12 protein-coding genes and 2 tRNA genes are annotated in these 16,876 nt (G+C 40.4%); 10 read left to right on the top strand and 4 right to left on the bottom strand.

The genetic code is table 11. From position 1 onward, the window contains the following. Nucleotides 1-210 precede the first annotated feature (210 nt). The 3 genes from HNQ56_RS21330 (at nucleotide 211) to HNQ56_RS21320 (ending at nucleotide 1,033) form a co-directional block, all read left to right on the top strand. Nucleotides 211-282, top strand: a tRNA-Asn gene (locus HNQ56_RS21330). Between the two features lie 45 nt (nucleotides 283-327). After that, nucleotides 328-398: transfer RNA gene (locus HNQ56_RS21325), tRNA-Cys, on the top strand. Between the two features lie 434 nt (nucleotides 399-832). Next, nucleotides 833-1,033 (top strand): hypothetical protein, encoded by a 201-nt coding sequence (locus HNQ56_RS21320; RefSeq protein ID WP_429150252.1) that lies wholly within the window; start codon nucleotides 833-835, stop codon nucleotides 1,031-1,033. Between the two features lie 235 nt (nucleotides 1,034-1,268). On the opposite strand, the gene HNQ56_RS21315 is transcribed toward HNQ56_RS21320, so the two are convergent. The 3 genes from HNQ56_RS21315 to HNQ56_RS21305 all read right to left on the bottom strand — a co-directional run bounded on the left by HNQ56_RS21315 (nucleotide 1,269) and on the right by HNQ56_RS21305 (nucleotide 3,896). Next, on the bottom strand, nucleotides 1,269-1,964 hold the full coding sequence (locus HNQ56_RS21315) for a DUF3788 domain-containing protein (protein WP_429150250.1): 696 nt from the start codon (nucleotides 1,962-1,964) through the stop codon (nucleotides 1,269-1,271). A gap of 161 nt (nucleotides 1,965-2,125) precedes the next feature. Further along, nucleotides 2,126-2,944, bottom strand: a complete 819-nt coding sequence (locus HNQ56_RS21310) for an Fpg/Nei family DNA glycosylase (protein ID WP_429150248.1) — start codon at nucleotides 2,942-2,944, stop codon at nucleotides 2,126-2,128. After that, the gene (locus HNQ56_RS21305; protein ID WP_429150247.1) at nucleotides 2,937-3,896 is read right to left on the bottom strand and encodes a MerR family transcriptional regulator; all 960 of its coding nucleotides are present in this window, start codon (nucleotides 3,894-3,896) and stop codon (nucleotides 2,937-2,939) included. Before HNQ56_RS21305 ends, HNQ56_RS21310 begins: the two co-directional genes overlap by 8 nt. Nucleotides 3,897-4,281: 385 nt before the next feature. Between HNQ56_RS21305 and HNQ56_RS21300 the strand changes: the two genes are divergently transcribed. The 7 genes from HNQ56_RS21300 (at nucleotide 4,282) to HNQ56_RS21270 (ending at nucleotide 15,716) form a co-directional block, all read left to right on the top strand. Next, complete coding sequence (locus tag HNQ56_RS21300) at nucleotides 4,282-6,846, top strand: DUF5054 domain-containing protein (RefSeq protein ID WP_429150245.1); 2,565 nt, start codon at nucleotides 4,282-4,284, stop codon at nucleotides 6,844-6,846. A 71-nt stretch (nucleotides 6,847-6,917) separates the two neighbouring features. After that, nucleotides 6,918-8,078: a GntR family transcriptional regulator gene (locus HNQ56_RS21295; RefSeq protein ID WP_429150243.1), complete on the top strand. Its 1,161-nt coding sequence runs from the start codon at nucleotides 6,918-6,920 to the stop codon at nucleotides 8,076-8,078. 459 nt (nucleotides 8,079-8,537) lie between these two features. Next, nucleotides 8,538-9,839, top strand: a complete 1,302-nt coding sequence (locus tag HNQ56_RS21290) for an MFS transporter (RefSeq protein ID WP_429150241.1) — start codon at nucleotides 8,538-8,540, stop codon at nucleotides 9,837-9,839. 12 nt (nucleotides 9,840-9,851) lie between these two features. Further along, the gene (locus tag HNQ56_RS21285; protein ID WP_429150239.1) at nucleotides 9,852-10,727 is read left to right on the top strand and encodes a ChbG/HpnK family deacetylase; all 876 of its coding nucleotides are present in this window, start codon (nucleotides 9,852-9,854) and stop codon (nucleotides 10,725-10,727) included. A 25-nt stretch (nucleotides 10,728-10,752) separates the two neighbouring features. Continuing rightward, nucleotides 10,753-12,054: a CehA/McbA family metallohydrolase gene (locus tag HNQ56_RS21280; protein WP_429150237.1), complete on the top strand. Its 1,302-nt coding sequence runs from the start codon at nucleotides 10,753-10,755 to the stop codon at nucleotides 12,052-12,054. Between the two features lie 255 nt (nucleotides 12,055-12,309). Further along, complete coding sequence (locus HNQ56_RS21275) at nucleotides 12,310-13,893, top strand: response regulator (protein ID WP_429150235.1); 1,584 nt, start codon at nucleotides 12,310-12,312, stop codon at nucleotides 13,891-13,893. Continuing rightward, nucleotides 13,890-15,716, top strand: a complete 1,827-nt coding sequence (locus HNQ56_RS21270) for a sensor histidine kinase (protein ID WP_429150233.1) — start codon at nucleotides 13,890-13,892, stop codon at nucleotides 15,714-15,716. Before HNQ56_RS21275 ends, HNQ56_RS21270 begins: the two co-directional genes overlap by 4 nt. Before the next feature lie 119 nt (nucleotides 15,717-15,835). Here the strand turns inward: HNQ56_RS21270 and HNQ56_RS21265 are convergent, their stop codons facing one another. Then, the gene (locus tag HNQ56_RS21265; RefSeq protein WP_429150231.1) at nucleotides 15,836-16,714 is read right to left on the bottom strand and encodes a helix-turn-helix domain-containing protein; all 879 of its coding nucleotides are present in this window, start codon (nucleotides 16,712-16,714) and stop codon (nucleotides 15,836-15,838) included. Between the last annotated feature and the right edge of the window lie 162 nt (nucleotides 16,715-16,876).

The raw sequence follows: 16,876 nt of genomic DNA, 5'->3' as shown, positions 1-16,876 counted from the left end.
GTAGATAGGACAGAGGTGGAAGTGCGGTAACGTATGGAGCTGACTGTTACTAATCGGTCGAGGGCTTGACCTGAAAAGGGTTTGTTCAAAAGGATATATCATTTTCGTGTGTAGTATTTTGTCAATTCAAAACAGAAAAACCTGAGCAGGATTTCTGTTTTTTCTATTATTTAAGTATACAAATAAGTATATACTTAAGTATGGTATTATTCCTCGATAGCTCAATGGTAGAGCACACGGCTGTTAACCGTGGGGTTGTAGGTTCGAGCCCTACTCGGGGAGTTAAACTTAGGAGAGTAAATTCCCCTAAGTTTAGCAATAAAATACGGCGACATAGCCAAGTGGTAAGGCATGGGTCTGCAACACCCTGATCACCAGTTCAAATCTGGTTGTCGCCTCTCTTAGAAAGAGCTTTAAATCCTTATAAACAAAGGGTTTGAAGTTCTTTCTCTTTTATTTTTGCTGTATGTAATTGTATGCGGTAGATATTTTGATATACCCAGTGTTTTAAATGAAATATGCGAAGAGCGGAAAACATTTTTACGGAAACGGATCATTTTTAAATTATTATCTTTGCTTTTATTTTGTGATATTAAATGGTATAGTGGTGATATCTGAGTTAACATTTATAGATCATATCATATAAAAATAATTTGGAAAGCATATAAGGAGCTTTAACGAAGGATGAAAAAAAGAATTATTATAGAGATCATAATAGTAACAATCATGATTTGCTTTATTAAAACGAATATGGCTGCTGCTGATGAATCAAAACATATAAAGCTGCAAACAGTTTAAGTCACTAAGTGAAATCGAAGCAAGTGACGGTAGTATGATTGAGCTGTTTGGTGTATCAGATGAAGCTTATAATGGCTTTATGTCTGATATCTATATAGAGGATGATAAAAGAGAGGACGTACCTTTTGATATTCCAAGTCTACGTTTTACAAATAAGGATTTGATAAAAAATCACTCAAAATATATAGAGGAAATGACGGAACTAGTAAGTGATAATTATTCAGTATCTATATGATGATTAAAGGTACGAACAAGAGCAACATTGTATTTAAAGTTTTAAGTCATTTTTGGATCAGTACTTCGATAACAATACTGTTTTTTTTACTGGTTATATTATTTGAAGATCAATTAATGATTGTCGAAAATATGCTGTTATTATTAAATATTATATGTGAGGTTATAACATACTATATTTATAATTTTAAAAAGGAATACCGGAAAAGCTTGATTTCATATGACTGTTATTTCGTTTAATTTCCGTATTGCTTATACACATAAGGCAGGATTGCCCATGTAACATCGTCGGCAGCAATGGTATTTGTGTGGATTACAGGTTGTAATCCCTGATATAAATGAGGGGCCTTGTCGCAAGGATTCTTATGACAATTCTGGCATCTGTCAGCGCCATTTTCCGCTGCGCATTTTAAAGAATCACAGTTAAAGCCTTTATCTAAGCCCCCTGTATGGCAGCCGTCACAAAGCTCCATATCATCACCCCAATACCCTCCGTCGCCCACACCTCCTGCGTATACACGTATCAGCCGTTCTTTCAACTCCGATCGGAACTCTTCGCTTATTGTACCACCGTTATAATGCACACACAAATCGCAACGGTGTCCGCAGCTGGAATAGATAGCCTGATCTTTGGAAAAAGGCTTCCGGTTAGGTTTTTTCTTAATCAAAACAAGCTGCTTGACAGCTTCAAGCATAGGTAAATCGGCAACGGGAATAAGCATCCATTTGCCGTCATGATACGTTTTGCTGTTATCGTAGATTTTCTGTATCTCCTGCGGAAATTCATTGCGCCTCGCCTCAAATAGTTCGCGTTCTGTTTTTCCGAAAATAACGAGAAAATCATAACTGTTTTCGCGTATGTAGATAGTCAGCACTGTTTTCCCGCCTTTGCGGAGTTTCAATTCATCTTTGCCGTTACCTGCTTCATCCAAAGCATACTTTCCTCGCAGAAAGCACATGGTTTCCTCACTGATCTTTTTCAGATCTGTCTTTTCGCTCATGGCTGTATCCTCCTATTAGCTCATTGTGGGCATTCTTCACCCATCGATAGCATAAAAAGCAGTTGGTGTATTTTTGTATTATACTTTTTGCATTATTCTTTTTGGCAGGCAGGGCAGATAAAAGAAGATGTACTGCCTGTTTTTATTGAAACAATCGTTTCGCCGCAGACCGGACAGGGTTGGTCTTCTTTGTAGCCCACAAGGAAATAATCCATCCCAAAACCGCCCTTCTGTCCAAAGAAGTCGCTCTCATGAGCAAACGAGCCTCTTTTCCGCGAGAGGTTCAAAATCTCTGTTATGCTATCATAAAGCAGCTGGATTTCTTCCACGCTCATATTCGATATTTTCTTTTGAGGATGCAGATGTGCCTTAAATAAAATATCGTGCATATACATATTGCCGATTCCGCCAACATTCTTCTGGTTCATTAAAAAAGCTTTTATTTGCGTCTTTTTGCCTTTCAGAAGTGATGAAAAATAATCAAATGTGAATTTTTCATCAAATGGGCCAATCGCAATGTCTTTTGTGTTCGGCTCAGATGCAAGCTCGCCATCTGAAACAAGTAAAAATTTTCCGAACCACCAAAAACGGGCGGTATAACCGCTGCCATCGCTGAAGAGAACCTTTAGTTGGTATTTGTCAGCTTCGTTTTTCTCCTTATCGAAGAACAATATATCCGCACCCATACCAAGAGATAAAAGGATGTTTTCACCGTTACTAAGCGCAGTGATAATCCATTTCCCTTTATATTTGATATCGTTAATCCTTGCGCCTGCAATTCGTTTTTGAAATTCATCCGCCGGAATGTTGGCGCATTTTTCCTGCAGCAGAGTAATTGTTCGTAAGGTCTTTCCACGCAGAGTATCTCTCATTTGTCCTGCAAGTTTTAAAATTTCAGGTAGTTCAGCCATTTTCTTTTTTCTCCTTTTCATTCATTATTTGTATTGGAATAAATATATCTTGCTGGTATCGGTTCAACTTATTCGCGATATCCCACGGTAGAATTTCCTCAATCATTTCGCAGCGCTGCAAGTCTCCTTCCGTATTAACGTCAAGCTCATAATGATCGCTCTTATTTACCCAGTCTCTCAATAGAATAAATGTATCATCCATATCTTCCATGAAGGAACTGGCTATGGCGAATAACCCGCCTGGAAGTTTTTCCTCTGCGTATTCTGTTGTATTTTCATAATCATTTGGTATTTCCATAAGCATAATCCATTCATCGTTTGATTCTTTGCGGTAAAAACAATTGCGCAGACCCGGACTTGGAGTGAAGCCAAATTTCACAAACAAGTTCTGCATGCTGCCCCCATCTAAACTTTCCGCTTGTCCCGTTTTCAATCGAGAAGTAAGAACGCGCATGGGTGGTAATCGAATAATCCGAACATCATGCAGCTTTAATGCTTCACGGCTGATTTCGGACAGCTTTTCAAATGTGAGCATCTCATTTTTTTCTGCTGTTACAAGCCTTTTTTCGGTTTCTTCATAAAGCAGGGTAATGGCCGATATTTTCTTGATCCCGCTCATTAGCATTTTATGAAGAAAATCATTCACAATCTGTCTTAGTTCCGATAAGGCTGAAATTTCCGTGTCAAGTGATTCGAGCTTGTTCACAAATGCTTGAATCAATGCCGACGTGTTTTCGCTTTTGAATATAACGAGCATATCCTTAACCGGAATTTGCAATTTGCGTAAAATAATAATCTGTTTCAACCGTTCAAGTGCGGCAAAATCATAATAACGTTGGGCTTTGTTATCCGGATGGTTGCTCCATAAAAGCCCCGCTTCCTCATAATACCTTAGGGTCCTGCTCGATATACCGAAGTTGTCTACCACTTCGTTTATTCTGATCAAATCCAAAATATCACCGCCTTATAACTATTATACAAGTTGACGCAAGGTCAATGTCAACATTTTTCTGAAAAATGTTGTAAAATGAAAAGTGTTTCTTTAACTTTTCCCTTGCGGGGAGGTATTCGGTTGATATAGGTAGAGGTAAATTAACCAAGCGCTTTGATATGTGTGATGAAGTATATTCAATATATTTTGTGGTACCAGTCGGATTCAGCCCTGTCAACATAAGGTATCAGCCGCTATATTTACAGAGACGATATCACGGAAAAACGGTTTACAGACATTGCTGAGTATGATAACATATATTAAAAGTATATTAAATATAATGTGGAAATGAAAGAGAATACCAATGAGATTCGAGGAAGCTAATATAGGGCAAAGAGGAGTATCTATGGTCAGAAAATTTATACTTGTATTTAAAACACATTTTGATATAGGGTTTACTAATTTATCATCGAAAGTTATTGATGAATATGCGGCTTCTATGTTAAAGGATGTAATTATCACATGCAAAGCTACGCAGCATATGGAAAAGCAAAAATATGTATGGACCATGCCTTCCTGGCCGCTTAAAATAATGATGGATCGATGCACTGGTGATTTGAAGAAAGAATTAGACTTATTGATTAATAATGATCAAATTGTATGGCATGCATTGCCGTTTACATCGCATACGGATTTCTGCAGTGCGGAGAATGTGATAGAAGGCCTGCGATATGGGCATGAGCTCTCGCGCGCCTATAATAAACCGAATCCAATCTCGGCGAAAATGACAGATGTTCCGGGACATGGTATTATGCTGCCGGCTATATTAAGCGGTGCGGGTGTTCGTTTTCTGCATCTTGGCTGTAATGAATTTTCCACTCCTCCGAAGGTGCCTTTTCTTTTTCAATGGCAGGCTCTCAGCGGCGAATCGGTCCTTACAATGTATAGTAAAGGCGGATATGGTACTTCGTTGCTTCCGCCGAAGGATTGGGAGTATCCGGTGTGGATGGCGCTCATGCATACTCATGATAATTCGGGCCCGCAATCCGCTGAAGTAATTGACAAGATGGTGAAAACAATACTTGATGAATATCCGGATGCTGAAGTGGTATGCGGGACAATGGATGATTTTTATCAGGAGCTAACGAAAAGTGATTTAAGTAATGTACCTTTGATTACGAAGGATCTCGCGGATTCATGGATTCATGGTGTTGGCGCATATCCGCTGGAAGTTGGTGTTATCCGGGAAGAGCGAGAAAGAAGCAAACGGTTACAAGCGATATATGCCAAGCAAATAATAGAGGGAACCCAAAAAAAATCAGAAGAAATAGAAAAGAAGCAAGATTGTTATTATGAAGCGGTGAATCTATTTGAAGAGCATACTTGGGGCGCAGATGTGAAGACATGGCTCGGTTCGGAGCGGGTTTATAGAAAAATTGACTTTATAGAGGCCAAAAAACAGGATAATTATAGATTTATGGAAGCTTCCTGGCAAGAGCAGAAAGAAAGGGCCGGTCAGAGCGGCGCTGTTTTGAATGAATTAAAGATGCTGCTGGAAGATGGTGAGAGTGATGCTATCTCTGTATTTAATCCAAATAATACTGCTTATACCGGTTGGATATCCTTAAAAGAATTGGATGAGATGAGTTGGAAGGGAAAAGCGCCTGTTGAAAAAAAGAAGCTTTCGGACTGTGGATTAGTAATGAAGGGAAAACATCTGCCAATAACAAAGATATATGATGAGTGGGCATGCTATGTGGAAGATATCCCCCCTTTGGCTGCGGTTTTGCTTCAGTTCACAGAGGCTTCACAGCAATCAGAGAACTTGGCAATAAAAAGGGAAGATTCTGCCGCGGTTGTTGAAAATCATAGATATTCGCTGCGCTTCTCTGAAAGTACCGGCGACATATTGGAATTATATGATAAGAAATTAGCTGCAGCCTTGTTGCGCAAGAAGAATGAAAAGGCGGTTTTTTCGTATCGGTATGATCGATATAGTGCTGAGGATATTACATCATATTTAAAAAAGTATGCCTACCGTTTTTCGGATTGGGGAATTAAGGATTTTGGAAGAGAGAATTATCCGGAATGTGAACATAGAACCTATCATCCGATATACCAGTCGTATTCCGTTGATAAGGACACGGTTACTTTTTTCTATCAAACAGAAGAAAGTGCCGAAAGGTATGGCGATGCAGAGCGGATAAGACTTGAGGTGACACTTCCTCCGGCAGGTGATGAGTTGTTTGTAAGTCTGCGTCTGGACAATAAAAATGAGACACCTTTTGTGGAATCCGGCACACTTTTATTTCCCTTTGCGCAGGAGGACGCCTGGTATAGAATCAATAAATCGAATGTTGCCATAGATCCGTCAACGGATATTCAAGAAGGTGCAAATCATATATTCTACTGTTTAGAAAACTTTATCGCTATGATGAGCGAACAAAATGGATTGTGCATTATCGCAAAAGATACACCGCTGGTTTCTTTGGGTGATACGGGGATTCTTGATTATGAGAAGGATTACAGGAAGCCGAAGAATCCCGTTGCTTGCTTTAACTTGTTTAATAATATGTGGGGAACGAATTTCCCTCAATGGATTGGCGGTAATCTCAGCTATCGTTATGTGCTCTTTGGAGTTGAAAAAGCACAAGAGGAAGCGGTTATGGAACGAGCGGCGATATTAACGGAGGGGGTTGAACTCACCGGTAATAGGTTAGAGAAAGATCTTGTCCGGTTTCCTGAGCATATGCAATTGATTAACGCGAGGTACAAAAACGAAGGTCTGATCGTAAGGTTTAAAGAGCTTACTGGTAAAGAGGCTTTGAGAAGGATATGTGTAAAGGGCTGCAATATTACGCCGGTTGATTTGAGAAATACAGTATCAGGAGAAGGCTGCAATGAAGAACTGGAGTTTCATATAAAACCGTATGGAATATATTCCTTTCAAATCACGGAAAGCCCTCTGTGAAAAAATATTATTTTTGCAATTCATTCAGAGGGTTCCTGGAGAAAGAAGAATGAAATAATGGAGGTGCTGGATTGAGAAACGCATTTTTGTATAAACAGGTATATGAGGGGATAAAAGAAAAGATATTGGACGGGACCTTTCCCCAGGAAAGTAAGCTTCCGTCTGAAGAGGAGTTTTGTGCTGAATATGAAGTCAGCGCAATAACAGTGAAGAAGGCGATGGATCTTCTTGTTGATGATGGGATGGTTCGGAGGGTTCCCGGAAAGGGCACCTATGTCCTGGGAGGTGCAATTGGTGCTGCGAAGCTGTCAAGGGAGGAAATCACCCAAGAAACCGAAAGCTGCGACGCTCATAATCAGGGGAGCGAATTAAAAGAAGCTTTGCTGAAGGGGAAAAAAAGAAAGCGGATAGGACTTGTGCTGGAGCATGTTTCTTCCCCCTTTGGACTTGATATGATGTATCATTTGGACTGTGAAGCGGAGAAGGCAGGGTATAAGCTGTGCATTCGATTTTCTTATGGTAATAGGGAAAAGGAAACGGATGAAATCGACTATTTGCTGTCTCTTAATGTAGAGGGTCTTATTATTATGCCTTGCCACGGAGCCCATTATAGTACAGCGATATTAAAATTGATTGTGGAAAACTTTCCGGTGATCTTAATTGATAAGAGATTGCATGGAATTCCGGTTTCCACTGTGAGTACGGATGGAAAGAATGCGATAAAATCCTTGGTGAAGCATCTTTATGAAAGGGGCTGCCGTAAGATCGGGCTGATTACCATTGATGCAATGGGTACTACATCTGTGATGGACAGAAGAGAAGGGTTTTACTCCGGAATGGATGAAGTCAAATTGATAGCAGCGGAAGAATGTGTACTTAACCACGAGCAGACGAATTTTCTTGATAAAGAGAGAGCGGCAGATACGGAATGTATATGTCAATATTTTGAGAAAACAAAAGGGAGCCTGGATGGGGTGGTATGTACGGAGTATGGTATGATGTCATCAGTAGTTCAAGCGTCAAGGATGTTAGGAATTAACATCGGAACGGATTTAAAGATCTGCTGTATTGATGAAGATTATCAAGCTTCCGACGGATATTATTTTACCCATATGAAGCAGGACGAAAGAGCCATTGCTGATCTGGCGTTGAAACTATTGATACAAGATATGGTGCATCCGGCTGTTGATTATGTTGTCCCTGCTATTTTCAAACAGGGAAAAACAACATAGTATTAAGCTTCTGGTCCTTTTGATTAACAACGGATGTAGAAGAAGAGGAAAATTTTGCGGCATATCAAAAAAATATGATTTAATAATGCAATAGAGACTAAAAAGTATAATTTAATGAAAAGGTTACATATAAATCTTTAACACCTTTTAAAGTTGTGGCAATATGTTTTTATATATTAAAGTCTGGATTTGAGAAGATGTTCAAATTGAACAAAAGGGTTGGCGGAATTAGAGGATAAGTATATCAAGTTGACAAAACATATTTAATATGATATTATACTTTTATGACAATACAGGGAGGTTTGTTAACCGGATCGTTCCCAATAATGTTATGTAGAAGAAAGAAACCTTAAACAGATCATTGCGAAACTCATAAACTGAGATTATTGTATACAATTGCAAAAAATATATCGTTTCGCAATCCCTTGAAAAACTTTAAATTCAGAAAGGAGTAATGTCATGGCTTCAGAGTTAAAAACGCGGCCAATTCGTTACGCAATAGGGATGTTTGGCACCTCTATTCCTATCAATATGTTTAAAACATATGCAGCAATTTATTATGTCGATAAACTTGGTCTGAGCACAGCGTCCCTTTCCCTGGTATTACTGATTTACACATTTATTGATGCAATTGACAATCCGGTGTATGGATATTTCTCAGATCGGACACGGACGAAATGGGGAAGACGAAGACCTTGGCTGGTGATTGGCGCGCCGTTACTTGCACTGGGCTTGATAGCGTTTTATAATACCCCATCCTTTCTTAAGGGGGATTCCCTGTTTGTTTACTTTTTATTAATATACATATTAACCGGAACCTTGGATTCTCTGGTGAATGCCAATTATGGCGCATTGTTTCCGGAGCTGTTTAAGGGGGATGCCTTAAGAGCGGGCACGAATGCCATGAGACAGGCGTTTCAGCTGGTGGCTATGATTATCAGTATTGCGCTGACACCTCTGGTTACCGGTAAGATAGGATATCCTTTGACTTCCGTTATATACGGAGTATTGGGTGCAGGTGTAATCCTGTATTCCACCTTTGGCTGTCATGAGAATCCGGAGGATCTGAAAAGTGAGAAGCCGCAGCTGTGGGATAGTCTTAAATCTTTATTCAAAAATAAGAAATTCTGGATTGCCGGTCTGGCGAATGCTTTTTATAGCGCGACGATGTCCTTGGTTTTATCGGCCATTCCGTTTTATACGAAATATTCTCTTAAGATACCGGACGGACAGTCAACTATTTTATTTGCCACCGTTCTTATTATTGCCATAGCAGCAGTTGCTGCTTGGGCTAAGCTGATCAAACGATATTCCGTACTTCCCATATGGCGAATCGCACTGCTGACCCTGGGGGTAGGGTTTATTCCGCTCTATTTTGCTAATTCCCTGATCACTGCAATTCTTGCAAGTGCATTGTTAGGCTTTGGATTTGCCGGTGTAATATCCACAATGGACTTGATTGGAGCAAGAATTATTGATGAAGATTCGGAGAAATCGGGAAAGCGCCGGGAAGGAATTTTTGTCAGTGCTTCCGGCTTTATGAATCGATTAAATGGTCTTTTTACCAGTCTCGCTTTCTTTCTTGTATTTCAAATCTATGGATTTGAAAGCGGGGATATGCCGGGAAACAATCCCGGCGGTGCAGCAAGGTTCCTCCTGACAATATTTCCATTTGTTTTAATTGTGATTGGCTGTGTATTTTCATGGTTTTTAAGTTTTTCTGCAAATACAAAGAAAGTACAGCCATCTGGGAGAGGATAGAAAGGAGATATCATGTCTGATCGATACCTTATTATAAATGCGGATGATTTTGGGATATGTACTGAAACAAATGATGCAATTGAGCATCTGTTCAGAGAGGGAAAAATCACTTCCACTACTGTAATGGTTTGTGCCGGGGAAGGACGGGATGCGGTCAGCCGGGCAAGTAAGGATAACAGGATCAGGATGGGACTTCATGCTACGTTTAATTCTGATTTTATGCAGGAAAAGTGGAGGGGTATCGCACCCGGGAATATCATCCCGTCCCTGCTTGACGATGACGGCAGCTTTCATGTGGATAGGGATGTCTTCTATAAGAATGCAAAGGAGCAGGAGATTGCCATTGAGCTTGAGGCTCAATATGATTTTATTAAGGATATGGGGTATCAGCCTACCCATATAGATAGTCATTGCGGGACACTTTATGGTCTTACCGGCAGGTCATTCCTGAAAGAGGCATTTGTGATCTGTCTCAGGAAGGGATTACCGTTTCGGTTTCCGAAATCTAAGAAGTATCTCACAGCCATGTTTCAAGGCAATATTCCGGATCAAATTGATCAGGCGCATACAATGGCAGTAAGCTATGCAAAGGAATTAGGTGTAGCCTTGCCGGTGGATATCGTAACCAATCCATTCTCCATACGGGATATTTCCTCATATGAACAGTTGAAAAATTTCTATTTGAATGCCGTGCGAAATACGGAGGAAGGTGTTACGGAATTATTTATGCATCCTTCCGGGGAAAATAGTACTTATAGTTTCATCACACCGGAGTGGCAGAAGCGTATATGGGAATACCGTTTCCTGCTGGACGATGAGCTGCAGAAGGTCATCGGTCAGGAAAATATAAAGCTGGTATCCTGGGATAATGCTCCCTTTTCATTATAAATCTTTGGGAGGACAATAAAGTATCATGGATAAAGTAGAAATAAGAATGGAACGATTCATAAAAAAAGAAGAAGAAGGTTCCTATTTCCTGCTGCCCTTTGAAGTACCGGAGGATGTAGAGAAGGTGGAAATTGCATATGATTATACGAGGTTTTTAAATGAAACCAGGGAAGATAACAGCACAATTTGCAGGGAAATTAATATTATTGACCTGGGATTGAATGGGGCAGGCGGGAGATACCTCGGATCTTCCGGATCAGATCGCAGCAATATATGTATCTCCCCGGTAAAGAGCTCTCAGGGCTTTGCGGCGGCGAATACCGATGCAGGAACCTGGAGTATCATTATCGGGGCATATAAGGTGCAGGACAGCGGCTGTATGGTGACCTATCATATCACATTTACCAGGAAAGAACGCAGACTGCTAAAAGGGGACACCCATATGCACACTCTCGGCTCTGACGGAACATTGTCTGTAACGGGCGTTGCTCAGCTGGGAAAACAGCTGGGACTTGACTTTATCTTTGTGACAGACCATAACAATTACGCACACAACTTTCAAAGTGTTGAGGTGGAGGGCATCACTGTAATTCCTGGAATGGAGTGGACTCATTATAAAGGTCATGCCGGACTCCTTGGTGTAAAGAAGCCGTTTGAAAGTGCGTTTTGTGTAAATTCTTTATCGGAAGCACAGGAAAAATTAATGGAAGCCAAAAAGAACGGTGCGCTTCTGGTGATTAATCACCCATTTTGTCCCAATTGCAGTTGGAAGTGGGGTATAGAAAACTTTGATTATGATGCGATAGAGATTTGGAATGGCGCATTGCCGATATACTCCAATCTGAAATGTTTGGAATGGTGGCAGGAACAGCTGTTAAATAATAGAAGGATTTCTATTGTTGGAGGAAGTGATTTTCACCGCCATGATGTATTGAGCCTGATGGGTACACCGTGTACTTGTGTCTATGCGAAATCCAGTACAAACGAAGATATAGTGCATGCAATAAAAAATGGAAATAGTTATGTCTCCTTATCTGTCAAGGGACCGGATTTGTATGCAGAGGCTGATGGAAAGATATTGGGAGAAACTGCTTCCATAGGAAGTGAGATAACGGTGCGCTTTTGGAATTTGAAAACCAATGACCGGATTTGCATAATTACAGATCGTGGAACGGAGGAAATTATCTGCGGGGAGGGTGTCAAGGAATTGGAGCTTCAGCGGAAATATAAAGATGCCAGATTCTGCCGTTATGAGATAATTAGAATGATCACACCGGAATTTGGACAAATGAAGGTGTTAATATCGAATCCAATTTACTTTGATTAAAGTAAATTTACAGAACAGCAGCGATAAAATACTTATTTGACTAAGGGATAACGATATTGATCATATGAGCCAAGCAGAAAAGAACCTTAATGGGTGCTGTTCGCTTGGCTTTTTCTGGTTAAAAATTGAAAAAACACTTTACAAAAGAAAATACTACCCTTTATCGTTCCAATCATGTATGATAGGGGTATAAAATAATAAGCTCTGAGGGAAGGGAAACGGAATCTTACGGGATTATGAAGGAGGAGGCAATCAATGCTGAACTTATTATTAGTCGATGATGAGGAGTCAACAAGGGAAGGGTTATTGAAATTTGTAAAGTGGGGGAAGATTGGAATTGACACAGTAGAAATCGCAAAAAATGGAGAAGAGGCAATCGAACTGGCCAAAAGAATGTCTCCGGACATACTCCTTACAGACATCCGCATGCCGAATATGGATGGAACCCAGCTTGCAGCCCAAATAAGAGAATTTCTTCCTGAATGTAAGATTATTTTTATCAGTGGCTTTGCGGATAAGGAATACTTGAAGTCAGCCATCCGTTTAAATGCTCTTGAGTATGTGGAAAAGCCTCTGGATATGGAGGAGGTTACGGAAACTCTTCTGAGAGCAGTTAAGTTGTGCCAAAATGATAAGGAGAGAAAAGATCATGAGCGAAAAGCACAGGAGAGCATAGATAAGAGCATTCCTTTGTTAAAGCAGAAGGTCGGGGTCGAGCTGGTATCGGAAGTGGACGAGGAGAAAATTTTAAAAGAACTGGAAACCATAGGCTTTGATGCTTCATTTCCGTGGAGCTATGTGACATTTGCCGTTAAGATTAAGCAGATGGAAGGGGAAGAAATAAAAGATAAAAACACCATATCAGAGGACCAGGTGTTACTGGATCTATTCTCCTCCGATTACCTTGCCCCCATCTTTTCCGGATATAACAACGACGGCATTCAAATTCTTCATGCGGCGCTAAAGAATAGCAGCTTTACTTCAATATATGCTTTTGCGGAAAGAATTAAGGAGTATATAGCCAATATGTATCATCATCAGGCCCTCGTATCCGTCGGAGTGGGAAAGCCTGTTGCAGCAATCACTGAGATACATACCTCCTTCCAGTATGCAGTGGAGGCAATCAGAAGGATTTTTTTCAGCGGCTACGGCACTATTCTCAAATACGAGGAAACCTTGATCCCTCACAAAGGGGATAATTTATTGGTAGAAGAATTCTCGGATAAGCTGAGTACGGGGGAGAGAACGGAAGCGATAGACACAATAAAAAAAGTAACCGGTCAGATGAATCAGATGAGTTCCGCGCATATTGAGAAGATCCGCGCCTTCTTTCTCAAGCTTTATATGACACTGGAAGCGGAAATGGATAAGAGAGGGCTGCGGGAAACAACGCTGATGGATTACGGACATGGCGAAGAAGTATTTATGAATCTGGAGACGATGGCTGAGATATCCGGCTTTTTGACAGAACGGATCAAGACCTTTTTCGATATCCTGGAACAAAAGAACCGGGTTGGAAGCTCTTTGTTTGACATACAGGAATATATCAGGAAAAACTATGGCGACAGCAGTCTTTCTGTAAAGACTATCGCAGAATATGCCAATTACAGCCATTACTATCTTTGCAGCTTCTTTAAAAAGAATACCGGAACCACGGTAAATAACTATATTACCAAGATAAGAATGGAAAAAGCCAAGGAGCTGCTGGGGGATAAAAAGATGAAGCTATATGAAATATCAAAAAAGCTGGGCTACAGCAATCCGAACTATTTTATAAAGCTGTTCAAGAAATACGAGGGATGTACTCCGACAGAGTTTAAGGAGAAATATTATCGATGAAGATGAAAGCGATCTCTTATTTTGCCAGAATCATACGAAGCTTTGTAAGCTTTATCAATAATGTGAGCATGCGGAAAAAGCTGTTTGCGGCAGTGTTTATCTTTACGGCGATTCCTTTTGGCACCTATATCACTTATAGCTATAATGAAAGCACCGACGCACTGGTAGAGCAGACCGTCTTCTCGGAAGAAAAAACCTTTGAGCAGGCACGGACAGTGATTAATTATAATGCCCTGAACATTAATAAAACAATGGAGCTCATCCTCATGGACGAAACAATCCACGACGTGCTGTACCGTTGTATTCAGGAATTCTACCCAACCATCGACCAGATAAGGGACTTTCTAAAGCTAAAGGATAAATTTATCAGCCTGGAAAAAAATCAGGATGTGGGCAGAATCAGAATTTATGTAAAAAACGGCTTGCTCTTTTCCTCCGAGAATAAACATTTTTATGAGATGGATAAGGCCAAGGAATCCATCTGGTATCAGAAGCTGCATACCTCCAAGGTCAATTCCATATGGGGGCCTCCTTCTTATATGGATGAAGAAGGAGCAGCAGAAGAGCTTATAACCTATATAAGAATTTTAAAGAATCCAAACAATTATCAAGAGGATATCGGTATTCTGCGAATTGACATTGATGAGAAGCGAATAAAAAAAGTGTTGTCAGATGCCATGGTAATCTCCTCCTCCCATGTGGCGCTTGTAAACACCGCGGGGGATATTATAAGCAGTACCGAGGGCTTTGAGAACCTTTATGCCGGGGATTTAAAAGAAGATCTGCTGAACACGGCGAAATCGAAGAAGGACTTGGACGATGCTTTTAAGGGGGTTTTAGATAAGCAGGAATATTTGCTTCAATTTTCGGAGATACAGGGAACCGATTGGTTTCTGTTATCCATGTCCCCTTATCAGGATATTATAGGCATTACCAATAAACTGAGAAATGAGATGGTCCTTCTGTTAATGGGAGTTGTGGCATTATCTTATATAATGTCTTATGTCATATCCCATACGATTACAAAGCGGATATTCAAGCTGAAAAGACAAATGGACAGGGTAAAGGGCGGAGATCTTAATATCCGTATCCTGTCCGCAGGGAAGGATGAAGTGGGAGAACTCAGCAGCACCTTTAACTATATGGTAGTACAGATGAGAGACTACATGGAGGAGAAGGAGAGGCTGGGGGAAATCATTAAAAACTCTGAATTTAAGGCGTTGCAGGCACAGATTAACCCTCACTTTTTGTATAACACTCTGGACTTAATCCACTGGCAGGCCATGGAACACAATGTTCCCTCCGTCAGTGCCATTGTGCAGACTCTGGCGAAATTCTATAAAATGAGCCTGAGCAGAGGGGATGAAATTATCACTGTTCTGGATGAGCTGGAAATGGTACGCTCCTATGTTCGAATCCAGAATATGAGGTTTAAGGACTCCATTCAATTTGTAGAAGAAGGGATGGAAGCATTATACGATTATAAGGTGCCTAAAATTATATTACAGCCAATCATTGAAAATGCCATTCTTCACGGAATCAGAAGAAAGAAGGATGCCATGGGACAAGTCCTTGTAAAAGGAACCATTTACGACAGGGGTATCTTAATTGAAGTCATTGATGACGGGGTGGGCTTCACTCCGGAACGGCTTGATGAGGTGAGAAGCGGAGATTATGAAAGCACGGATACGGGCAGCGGGTATGGCCTGAAAAATATTAACAGCAGACTGGCACTTCAGTACGGAGAGGAGTATGGGCTGGAGATTCATAGCAGTCTGGGTGTCGGTACACACTGCTATGTGAGAATTCCTCATATCAAATGACAGAATGTGAATGGGAAAACCGCATAAAAGGATGGCAATAGACCGCATAAAATAAAATCAGGGCTGGAACCTGCAAAACAGGTAAACATCCCTGATTTTTTGTGTTAAATAGTTTCTGTTCAATCTATGATTTGTCTGGAATGCATCTGTCGGTATTTCACAGGCGGAAGCCCGTATTGCTTCAAAAACGACCGGTTGAAATAAGTGACATTCTGAAAGCCGCAGTCTAAGGCAATTGTTATAATTTTATTCGAGGTATGGGTTAAGAGCTTGACGGCATGCTCCAATCGTACCTTGTTTAAATATTCGTGAAAGGTATAACCCATCTGTTTTTTGAAAACTCTCCCAATGTATTTGTCATTAATAAAATATAATTTTGACACACTCTGCAGGGATAACCCCTGGCTATAATTACTGTGAATATAGTTCTGCAGTGCGGATACAGCCCAGTGACAGGGCAGGCCCTCAGAGGATTCATAATCCTTCATATGCGTATTTAGAAGACGTATGTAACTATCAATAAGAGAAGCAAACTGAAGGTAATAGTCGGGGGAGAGAATAGGCTGTGCATCTTTTACGAGAAGAAGCAGATCCTGCGGATTTACTTTTGTGATCATACAGGTACGATGTATTTTACGGATGGTTTCCTCATAATCACAAATCAAATTCCCAATATAAATAATACACTGCAATTTTCCGTCAATGATAACAGGCTTTACGATTTCAAATAGTCCGTAAGGGCAGTGGTCATAAAACATGGTCTGACAGAGGCTGGCCTTTCTGTTTGCATAAATCTTGCACCAGGTACACATCCGATAACCCTTGGGGGAGCTTTTTGCAGCAGTGCAGAAAGGCTTTGAGTGGATCTGATTGTTAAAGTCAAGGTTCAAATTCCTGGATTTTAAAATTCCGGAAACATCATGAACGCATACATGGGCTTTGGTATAGCCGGAAAGCAGCCGAAGCAAATCGGTCAAGGTTTCATAGCGCTCCATCATAGTAGATACCCTCCTCCCTAAAATATTGAAGTGATTATCGGTTTTTATGAATATTGTAGTATATATGTTTCGTTTGTTCAAGAAATAATTATATTTCGTATAAGCAATTTGCATTTTTGTCATGGTAAGATAAAGCTGAAAAAGTAAAGCTTAGTGATAAAG

The sequence above is a fragment of the Anaerotaenia torta genome (assembly GCF_050433395.1).
GTDB classification, from domain to species: Bacteria; Bacillota; Clostridia; order Lachnospirales; family Lachnospiraceae; genus Mobilitalea; species Mobilitalea torta.
The sequence above is the reverse complement of the archived record's forward strand: the minus strand, read 5'-3'. Positions and strand labels throughout refer to the sequence as shown.